This window comes from Aeromicrobium sp. REDSEA-S32_B7 (assembly GCF_001626145.1).
Classification (GTDB): domain Bacteria; phylum Actinomycetota; class Actinomycetes; order Propionibacteriales; family Nocardioidaceae; genus Aeromicrobium; species Aeromicrobium erythreum.
Genome location: NZ_LUNF01000325.1, coordinates 1 through 6,512 on the forward strand (window position 1 = coordinate 1; position 6,512 = coordinate 6,512).

A 6,512-nucleotide genomic window follows, 5' to 3' on the forward strand; every position below is an offset into this window, starting at 1 on the left:
CAGACGGGGCAGAGATTCTCCCTTCTCGTGGACCGTGCCACGAGAAGGGAGAAGCACTGCCCACCCCACCCCCAAGTGCACCCACGCTTCTTCCCTCGCGCGCGCGATGCCGAACGCTTCTGCGTTGGTGACGGGATCCCGTAGCCAACGCAGAAGCCTCGAGTCCCACGCACGAACGCAGATTCTTGAGTCCCACGCGAGCCACAGCCCGAGACCCCAGACCAGCGGGCCACCCAGCCGCCCGGTCGAGGCCCTTGCGGAGACCACACCAGCGCCAGCCGCGGCAGCGCACCAGCAAGCCCACGAAGGGCCGACCCGAGGACCGACCCTCAGCGTGGCGCGGTGGTGCGGCCCGGGACGAACCAGACGACCAGGGCGAGGGCAGCGGAGACGGTGGCGACGGTGGTGACGAGGCCGGTGAGGTGGACGTCGAAGCCGTAGGCGACGGCGACGACGAGGGCGGCGGCGATCCACACCAGGACGACGACGCCGTGGGCGTGGCGGGCGAGCGCGTCGAAGACCAGCAGGTGGACGACGGCGAGACAGGACCCGGCGAGGGCGAACAGCCAGAGCCGCCCGGCGATCTCCTCGTACTGCGCGCCGCCGACGAGCACGAGGGCGAGGCGGGGGAGCAGGGCCGTGGCGGCGACGGCGACCGCACCGAGGCCGGCGACCGCGAGCACCGCCTGCGCGCGGGCGCGGCGGGTCTCGTCGCGGGCGAGGTCGGGGAAGAGCACGACGCTGACGAACTGGGGCGCGAACAACGCGGCCTTCGACAGGATGAGTCCTGCCGCGTACAGGCCCGCCTCGTGCGCCTCGAACCGGTTGCGGGCCACGAGCGCGTCGAGGCTGCTCAGCACGAAGTAGGCGAGCAGGGCGTGCGAGCCGAGCACCGTCTCGCGGACGAGCGGGCGACGGCTCACCCCCTGCGCCGGCCGCAGGTGTCCGCGCAGCAGGGGCATCCCGACGAGCACGGGAGCCCACGCGCCGACGGCGATCCCGACCATCGCCGACGTCGCCGACGGGACGACGAGCACCGCGATGGTGCCGCACAGCAGCCGCCCGAAGCCGTTGGCGAGGTAGATGCCGGTGAGGGTGCGCCAGCGCTCCGACCCCTGCGCGATGCCCGCCTGCGCGCCCATGACGGTCAGGGGGACGAGGGTCGCGCCCGCGAGCACGACGGGCCAGGCCGAGTCGAGTCGCAGCAGCGGCACCAGCGCCACCGACGCCAGGGCGACGACGGCACCCACGGCGAGCGCGGCGGCGGCCGTCACCCGCAGCACCACGCCGATCACGTCGGCGCTGTCCTGCGGCGCCACGGCGATCCGTCGCGCGGTGACCGCCTGGATGCCGAGCGAGACGACGTTGCCCATGAGCAGGACGCCGAGCAGGGCCACGAGAGCACCGAGCTCCGCCGGCACCATGGTCCGCGCGGCCGCCACGGTGAACCCGTAGATGGCGACGTTCATGCCGACCATGCCGAGCGCGACCGTCGAGCCGCTCGAGAGGCGGTGGCTGGTGCTCGTCACCGGGTCACCCTAGCCAGCCCCTGGTCCCGTCGCCCGACGGAAGCATCGGCGCGGGGCACCCTCGACCTCTAGGGTGAGGCTCGAACGAGGAGGACCATGAGCCGGTGGCGCGACGCGATCGTCCTGCAGTGGAGCGCCCTGCTGGCGGTGCTGGTCGGCCTGCCCTGGTTCCGTCCCGGCTACGTCCTCTCCTACGACATGGTCTGGGTGCCGCACCTCGCGCTCGACCGCGACGACCTGTGGGGCCTCGGCAGTGCACTGCCGCGCGCCGTCCCGTCCGACGCGGTGGTGGCGTTGCTCGGTGCCGCGATCGACCCGCAGGTGGTGCAACGGCTCGTGCTGCTCGGTGCGCTCGTGCTGGCCGGTGTCGGTGGCGCGCGACTCGTCCCGACGCTCGGAACGACCGGTCGGCTCGCCGCAGCGGCCTTGGCCGTCTGGAACCCGTACGTCCTGGAGCGCCTCGCGATCGGGCAGTGGCCGATGCTGCTCGGCTACGCGGGGCTGCTCTGGCTCGTCGGCGAGCTGCGACGCGACGACCCCCGCCCGCGCGTGGTGGTGCTCGCGCTGGCCGGCGCCGCCCTCACGCCGGCCGGGGGAGTGATGGGCCTGGTCGCGGGTCTGCTCGCCGGACGTCGGTTCGGCTACCTGCGGGTCGTCGTGCTGGCGGTGGTCCTCAACGCGCCGTGGGTGGTCACGTCGGTGCTGCGTGGTCCGGTCGACGCCGACCCGCTCGGAGTCACCGCGTTCGCCCTGCGGGCCGAGGGGGCACTCGGGCACGTCGGCACGGCGCTGTCGCTCGGCGGCATCTGGAACGGCGACGTCGTGCCCGACGGCCGCGGGACGGGCCTCTCGCTCGTGCTCACCGTGGTGCTCTGGGCGGTCGCCCTCGGGGGGTTGGTCGTCCTCGCGCGGACCGACCGCCCGACGCTCGTCACGCTCGCGCCGGTCGCGGTGGTCGGCCTCGTGGTCGCCCTCCTCGGCTGGGCCGCGCCGGAGCTCGTCGAGGACCTGGTGCGACGCGCGGGCGCCGTGGCCCTGCTCCGCGACGGCTCGCGGTACCTCGCCCTCGTCGCTCCGCTGCTCGTGGCGGCGTTCGCGGTCGGTGTCGACGCGCTCGTGCGGGTCGCCGCCCGACGTCGCCTCGCCGCGGTCCCGGCCGTCGCGGGGGTCCTGCTGCCGCTCGCGCTGCTGCCCGCCCTCGCGAACGGGATCGGCGGTCGGCTGGAGCCCGTCCGCTACCCGGCGTCCTGGGAGACGGCGCGCGAGCTCGTCGCCCGGTCGCAGGTGCGGGGCGACCTGCTGGTGCTCCCGTTCACCGCCTACCGCGCACCGGCGTGGAACGACGGACGTCCCGTCCTCGACCCGGCCGGCCGCTACTTCGACCGCACCACCCTGACCGACGACCGGCTCGTCGTCGGCGGGCGGACGGTGGCGGGGGAGGACCGCAAGGCGGCGCAGGTCCGTCAGGCGCTGCGCTCGCGCGACGTCCCGCGTGCGCTCGCGCGCCTGGGCGTCGGGCTCGTGGTGCTCGACACCACCGCGCCCGACGCCGACCGGGCGGCGCGGCAGGTACGGGGTCTGCAGCGGGTCGGCGGCACCGACCTGCGCGTCCTGGCGGTCCGAGACGCGCGCGTGCGCCAGGTCGACGACACCGACCGACTCGCGACCACGGCCGCCTGGGGCGTGTGGGGCGTCGCGGTCGTCGTGGCGCTCGCCGCCACGGCCGGCGCGGCCGTCGGTGCGGTGCGCGTGCGCCGCCCCCGACCACGCGCCTGAGCCTGTGGTCCGACGCGACGAGACCTGTGCCACGTGTCCGGCCCCGCGTGGTCTCCCTGCCTGGTATCCTGACGTGGTCTCGAGGGAGGACAAAACGTGGGAACTTCAATCGTGGGCGGCGTCGTCGCCTTCTTCGTCGGATGCGGACTCGCCGCGGCTACCGCCGTCGGCGTGGTGCAGTCGCAGCAGAGCGCGGGCACCGAGCCCGTCCAGACCAGCACGGTCAGCTACGGCAACTGACGCATCCAGCACAGCAACGACGAGGGGCCCGGTCTTCTGACCGGGCCCCTCGTCGTTGCTGTGCGTGCTGCGTGGTGTCTCGTGAGCCGGGTGGTGCTGACCGTCGGGCTCAGTCGTCCAGCGCCGCGGCGAACGCGGCCTGCGAGGCGCCCCACGTGAACGTGGCCGCCTTCGTGCGAGCGCCCTCGCCGAGGAACGTGCGCCACTCGTGGTCGGTCACCAGGTCGCACGTCGCCCGCACCAGCTCGTCGCGGTCCTCGACCAGCAGGCCGGAGTCCTTGTGGTCGATCGACTCGGTTGTGCCGCCCGCCGACGCGTAGGCGACCGTGGGCGTGCCGTGCGCACCCGCCTCGCCGACGACGATGCCCCAGCCTTCCTTCAGCGAGGGCAGCAGCATGATCCAGGCCTGCGCGAGCAGCGCGTGCTTGGTGGTGTCGTCGACGTGGCCGTGGAAGACGACGGCGTCGGACACGCCCGCCTCACGTGCGTAGTCGTGCAGCTGCTCGTCCCACCAGCCCGACCCGACGACGTCGAGCACGGCGCCCGGGTGGGTGCGTCGCACGGCCACGAGGGCGTCGATCGCGTGCTCGACCTGCTTGTGCGGGACCAGGCGGCCGAGCACCACGAGGCGCGGGACGTCGGAGCGCTCGACGTCGACGCGCGGCGCCGGGTCGTTGCCGTTGTGGACGATGCGGATGCGGTCGCGGTCGACGCCGAGCTCGACCAGCTCGGCCTTGCTGGCGGCGGAGACCGTCACGTAGCGGCTACGGCGGTAGAGGCGGGGCGCGAGGCGGCTCTCGATCCACCACCCGACGCGACCGACCAGGCCCGGGTAGACGACGGGCCACTGCTCACGGTGCACGTGGTGCACCAGCACGACGACGCGCGCGCGGGTGGCCCAGCGGGTGAAGAACGGCAGACCGTTCTGCACGTCGACGACGAGGTCGACGCGCCCGTAGCGGCGGGTCAGCAGCCGCAGGAAGGTCAGGACGTAGATGTCGAGCTTGCTGCCGCGCCGGACGAAGCGGACGCCGTCGACGACCTCGTCGTCAGGCGCGCCGTCGTGGCGGGCGCAGGCGATCGTGACCTGGTGGCCGCGCTCGACGAGGCCGCGAGCCATCGTCTCGACGTAGTGCTCGGAGCCGCCGCCCTCGGGGTTGCGCGTGTCGCGCCAGTTGCAGAAAAGAATGTGCACGTGTGCCCCGGCGTGGTTAGCCGGTCCCTCCTCGTGCCGGCCGCGGCCGACGCTCCCTCGACGCCAGGGCGCCGTCCGTGTCCCTCAACACGGTGATCGCAGTCTACGTCAGGAATGGACCTCCGTGGGGGGTATCGTGCCCTGGTGCCTGCGCCGTTCCGTCCCACGCTGCGCCGCTCCTGGCGGCTCTTCCGGGCGTTCCAGGTGGAGCAGACCGACCCCGACCGCTTCTACGGTGCGCTCGCGGCCGACTCCGTCGCGCACGTGCAGCACTTCGCCGACCTCGACGGCGCGTGGGTGCTCGACGTCGGCGGCGGACCGGGCTACTTCGCGCGCGCCTTCCGCGGGGCGGGCGCCCGGTACACCCCGCTCGACGCCGACCTCGGCGAGCTGTCCGGGCTGGGGTCGCCCGAGCCGGGCACCGTCCTCGGCAGCGGCATGCAGCTCCCGTTCGCCGACGGCAGCTTCGACGTCACGTACTCCTCGAACGTCCTCGAGCACGTCCCCGACCCGTGGCTCATGGCCGACGAGATGGTCCGCGTGACCCGTCCCGGTGGGCTGGTCTTCTGCTCCTACACCCTCTGGTGGGGACCGTGGGGCGGTCACGAGACGGCTCCCTGGCACTACCTCGGCGGCCACCGCGCCGCCCGACGCTACGCCCGGCGCGAGGGGCACCCCCCGAAGAACGTGTTCGGCACGTCGTTGTTCGCGGTCACGGCCGCGGCCGGACTGCGCTGGGCACGGTCGCGACCCGACGTGGAGGTGCTCGCGCTTGTGCCGCGCTACCTGCCGCGCTGGGCGTGGTGGGTGCTGCGCGTGCCCGTCGTGCGTGAGGTGGTGACGTGGAACCTCGCGATCGTGCTGCGCAGACGCTGAGGGGGGACGGTCGCCGACGCACGCGCCTGGTCGCGTGGTCCGCGGTGCTCGTGGCGCTCGCGTTCGCCCAGGCCCCCGGTCGGGTCGTCACCGACACCAAGCTCGACCTCACGGTCGACCCGTGGGGCTTCCTGGGCCGGGCGCTGACGCTCTGGGACCCGTCGGGCGCGTTCGGTCAGGTGCAGAACCAGGCGTACGGGTACCTGTTCCCGATGGGCCCGTTCTTCGGGCTGGGTGACCTCGCGCAGCTGCCCCCGTGGGTCGTGCAGCGTGCGTGGTGGGCCGTGGTGCTCGTGGTGGCGTTCGTCGGGGTGGTGAAGCTGGCCGAGGCCCTCGGCGCCCCCGTGATCAAGGGCGGGTGATCCTCCCGCTCGTCCTCGGCGCTCGCCGTGGCGACCCGCGCCGGTACGCGGCGCTCAGCGCCCTCGCCGTGGGCGCGGTCGGCGGCGTCAACGCGGTCGCCACCTTCGCGGTCGTGCCGCTCGCGGGCTGGTTCCTGCTCGTCGGGACGAGCGGGCCGCGACGTCGGGCGCTGCTGCTGTGGTGGCCGCCGCTCGTGCTGGCCGTGACCTGCTGGTGGATCCTGCCGCTCCTGCTGCTGGGCCGCTACAGCCCGCCCTTCCTCGACTACATCGAGTCCGCCCCGACCACGACGTTCGCGGCGACCGTCCTCGACGCGCTGCGCGGCACGACCAACTGGGTGCCGTACGTCGACCTCTGGTCCGACGCCGGACGCCTCCTGGTCACCGACCGGCTGCTCGTCCTCAACGGCGTGCTCGTGCTGGCGCTCGGTCTCGTCGGACTCGCGCGGCGCGACGTGCCGCACCGTCGCTACCTGGTCACCGGGCTGGTGCTGGGGCTCGTCGCGGTCACCGCCGGCCACGTCGGCGCGACGC

7 protein-coding genes are annotated in these 6,512 nt (G+C 73.9%); 5 read left to right on the forward strand and 2 right to left on the reverse strand.

Going from position 1 to position 6,512, the window contains the following annotated elements:
• Positions 1–329: 329 nt before the first annotated feature.
• Positions 330–1,529, reverse strand: coding sequence for a hypothetical protein (locus tag A6Q79_RS18240; protein WP_067858128.1), 1,200 nt, complete (start codon positions 1,527–1,529; stop codon positions 330–332).
• A gap of 96 nt (positions 1,530–1,625) precedes the next feature.
• On the opposite strand from A6Q79_RS18240, the gene A6Q79_RS18245 reads away from it, so the two are divergent.
• Together A6Q79_RS18245 and A6Q79_RS18250 are read left to right on the forward strand one after the other, a co-directional pair.
• Positions 1,626–3,305, forward strand: a complete 1,680-nt coding sequence (locus tag A6Q79_RS18245; RefSeq protein ID WP_286690064.1) for a hypothetical protein — start codon at positions 1,626–1,628, stop codon at positions 3,303–3,305.
• Positions 3,306–3,401: 96 nt separating this feature from the next.
• Entirely contained in the window at positions 3,402–3,545 is a 144-nt protein-coding gene (locus A6Q79_RS18250; RefSeq protein WP_158509204.1) for a hypothetical protein, read from the forward strand.
• A 109-nt stretch (positions 3,546–3,654) separates the two neighbouring features.
• Here the strand turns inward: A6Q79_RS18250 and A6Q79_RS18255 are convergent, their stop codons facing one another.
• Positions 3,655–4,740 (reverse strand): glycosyltransferase family 4 protein, encoded by a 1,086-nt coding sequence (locus tag A6Q79_RS18255; RefSeq protein ID WP_236749713.1) that lies wholly within the window; start codon positions 4,738–4,740, stop codon positions 3,655–3,657.
• 144 nt (positions 4,741–4,884) lie between these two features.
• Between A6Q79_RS18255 and A6Q79_RS18260 the strand changes: the two genes are divergently transcribed.
• From A6Q79_RS18260 to A6Q79_RS18270, 3 genes are all read left to right on the forward strand, one after another.
• Positions 4,885–5,616, forward strand: a complete 732-nt coding sequence (locus A6Q79_RS18260; protein WP_236749712.1) for a class I SAM-dependent methyltransferase — start codon at positions 4,885–4,887, stop codon at positions 5,614–5,616.
• Between the two features lie 50 nt (positions 5,617–5,666).
• Positions 5,667–5,978, forward strand: coding sequence for an alpha-(1->3)-arabinofuranosyltransferase family protein (locus A6Q79_RS18265; RefSeq protein ID WP_317698929.1), 312 nt, complete (start codon positions 5,667–5,669; stop codon positions 5,976–5,978).
• The coding region (locus tag A6Q79_RS18270) for an alpha-(1->3)-arabinofuranosyltransferase family protein (RefSeq protein ID WP_317698930.1) at positions 5,975–6,512 on the forward strand (538 nt) is incomplete at its 3' end. The genes A6Q79_RS18265 and A6Q79_RS18270, both read left to right, overlap by 4 nt.